At 67.8% G+C, this 2,553-nt stretch carries 3 protein-coding genes; 1 reads left to right on the forward strand and 2 read right to left on the reverse strand.

From position 1 onward, the window contains the following. Positions 1 to 378: 378 nt before the first annotated feature. Together ybeY and B2J89_RS20970 are read right to left on the reverse strand one after the other, a co-directional pair. Positions 379 to 837, reverse strand: a complete 459-nt coding sequence (gene ybeY, locus B2J89_RS20965; RefSeq protein WP_169170782.1) for an rRNA maturation RNase YbeY — start codon at positions 835 to 837, stop codon at positions 379 to 381. A gap of 69 nt (positions 838 to 906) precedes the next feature. Further along, the gene (locus tag B2J89_RS20970; protein ID WP_169170783.1) at positions 907 to 1,869 is read right to left on the reverse strand and encodes a PhoH family protein; all 963 of its coding nucleotides are present in this window, start codon (positions 1,867 to 1,869) and stop codon (positions 907 to 909) included. Positions 1,870 to 1,916: 47 nt separating this feature from the next. On the opposite strand from B2J89_RS20970, the gene ruvA reads away from it, so the two are divergent. Continuing rightward, complete coding sequence (ruvA, locus tag B2J89_RS20975) at positions 1,917 to 2,492, forward strand: Holliday junction branch migration protein RuvA (protein WP_169170784.1); 576 nt, start codon at positions 1,917 to 1,919, stop codon at positions 2,490 to 2,492. Positions 2,493 to 2,553: the final 61 nt, after the last annotated feature.

A 2,553-nucleotide genomic window follows, 5' to 3' on the forward strand; every position in this document is an offset into this window, starting at 1 on the left:
GCGCCAGCGACGAACGCGGCGGTGAGCAGCAGGGCGGTATCCAACGTGTCTCCTTCAAGGTCGGGGTGTGTCCCCGGTCATTGCGGCGATCTTAGGTACAAATTGCGCCAAAAAAAGAGTCGATTGCATGCAAGAAAGGTTGGATTGCTTTGCGGGCGCGGCCGCAATGGCCGGGCCGGTGCGCTTCAGTGCGTGGCTGCGGCGGCGTCTGGCGCAAGGCCCTGCGCGGCACGCAAGACCCCGGGCCGGCCGGGAGGCCGGCGCCGTGGCAATCACAATGCCCGCGCCATCGGCTGCGGGCATTCAAGTGGGGCCGAGTTGCCCCATGTGGGTCACAAAACCATAGCTTCCAGCGTCCGTCCAGCCAGCGTTTCCAGCCTATTTGGCGTAAGGGTCGGCAAAACCCAGTTCCTGCAGGATGGCCGTCTCGTAGGCCTCCATCTCGTCGGCGTCGACGGCGCTGGTCTCGTGGTCCCAGCCTTGGGCGTGCAGCGCGCCGTGCACCAGCAGGTGCGCGTAGTGTTCTTCGAGGGACTTGTTCTGTTCCTCCGCTTCGCGCGCCACCACGGGGGCGCACAGCACCAGGTCGGCCACCACCACGGGCTCCTGCGCGTAGTCGAAGGTCAGCACGTTGGTGGCGTAGTCCTTGTGGCGGTAGTCGCGGTTGAGCTGCTGGCCTTCCTCGGCGCCGACGATGCGCACGGTGATTTCGGCGTCCAGCGCCAGCGCGTGGCGGATCCAGCGCGCCACCTTGTGGCGCGGCAGGGCGGCGCGGTGTCCGGCGGCCCCGTCAAAGCGTGCGAACTGCAGGGACAGCGTGAGGTCGGGCAAGGGCATGGTCGGGGGTGTTTTTGGCCTCAAACGCTTATCCAGCAAGCGCGTTCAGCTATGAAATAAGGGGTTGTCTCAGTCGGTGCTGCGCTTGCGCACCACGCTGGAGCGCCCGGCGGCGTCGTAGGCATCGACGATGCGCGCGACCAGCGGGTGGCGCACCACATCGGCGCTGGTGAAGCGCGTGACGGCGATGCCCTTGACACGCTTCAAGACGCGCTCGGCCTCGATCAGGCCGCTCAGGGCGCCCTTCGGTAAGTCGATCTGGCTGACGTCGCCGGTCACCACGGCGCGCGCGCCAAAGCCGATGCGCGTGAGGAACATCTTCATCTGCTCGGGCGTGGTGTTCTGCGCCTCGTCGAGGATGACGAAGGCGTTGTTCAGCGTGCGCCCGCGCATGAAGGCCAGCGGCGCGATCTCGAGCGCGTTGCGCTCGAAGGCCTTCATCACCTTGTCGTAGCCCATGAGCTCGTAGAGCGCGTCGTACAGCGGGCGCAGGTAAGGGTCGACCTTCTGCGCCAGGTCGCCGGGCAGGAAGCCCAGGCGCTCGCCGGCCTCGACGGCCGGGCGCGTGAGCACGATGCGCTGCACGGCGTTGCGCTCGAGCGCATCGACCGCGCAGGCCACGGCCAGGTAGGTCTTGCCAGTGCCGGCCGGGCCGATGCCGAAGGTGATGTCGTGCGTGGCGATGTTCTCGAGGTACTGGGCCTGCGTGGGCGTGCGCGCGCGCAGGTCGGCGCGGCGCGTGACCAGCGCGGTGGCCGTGGCGTCGGCGTCGCTCATGCTGCTGTCGCCGGCCAGCATCAGCTGCAGGTGGTCCTCGCTGATCGGGCGATCGGCCATTTCGTAGACCGCCTGCAGCACCTCCATCGCCTGCGTGGCGCGCGCCTTGGGGCCGTCCACCTTGAACTGCTCGTGCCGGTGCGCAATGCCCACCTGCAGCGCCGCCTCGATGGTGCGCAGGTGGCTGTCGGCGGGGCCGCACAGGTGCGCCAGGCGCGTGTTGTTGTGGGGGGTGAAGGTGTGGCGCAGGATCAAGCTGATAATTCCGGACGATGGCTGCCAACCGGCGGCAAAGGACTGCAATGATAGGCAAATTGACCGGCACCCTGCTGGAGAAGAACCCGCCCGAGGTGCTGGTGGACTGCGCTGGCGTGGGCTATGAAGTGCAGGTGCCGATGAGCACCTTCTACAACCTGCCGGCCGCCGGCGAGCGCGTCAGCCTGCTGACCCAGTTCATCGTGCGCGAGGACGCACAGCTGCTCTACGGCTTTGGCAGCGCGCCCGAGCGCGCCACGTTCCGCGAGCTGATCAAGGTCGCGGGGGTCGGCCCGCGCACGGCGCTGGGCATCCTCAGCGGCATGGGCGTGGCCGACCTGGCCCAGGCCATCACGCTGCAGGAGGCGGGCCGCCTGGTGAAGGTGCCGGGCATCGGCAAGAAGACCGCCGAGCGGCTGCTGCTCGAACTCAAGGGCAAGCTCGGCGCCGACATGGGCAGCGCGCATGCCCATGCGAGCACCGAGGCGCAGGCCGATATCTTGCAGGCGCTGCTGGCGCTGGGGTACAACGACAAGGAAGCAGCGGCCGCGCTCAAGGCGCTGCCGCCCGACGTGGGCGTGAGCGAGGGCATCCGGCTGGCGTTGAAATCGCTGGGGAAATGAGCCCAAGTGCGTGACGGGGTGACCTGGAAAGGGCAGCCATGACGACCTCGAGAACTCTGCA

This window comes from Acidovorax sp. SRB_24, assembly GCF_012931925.1.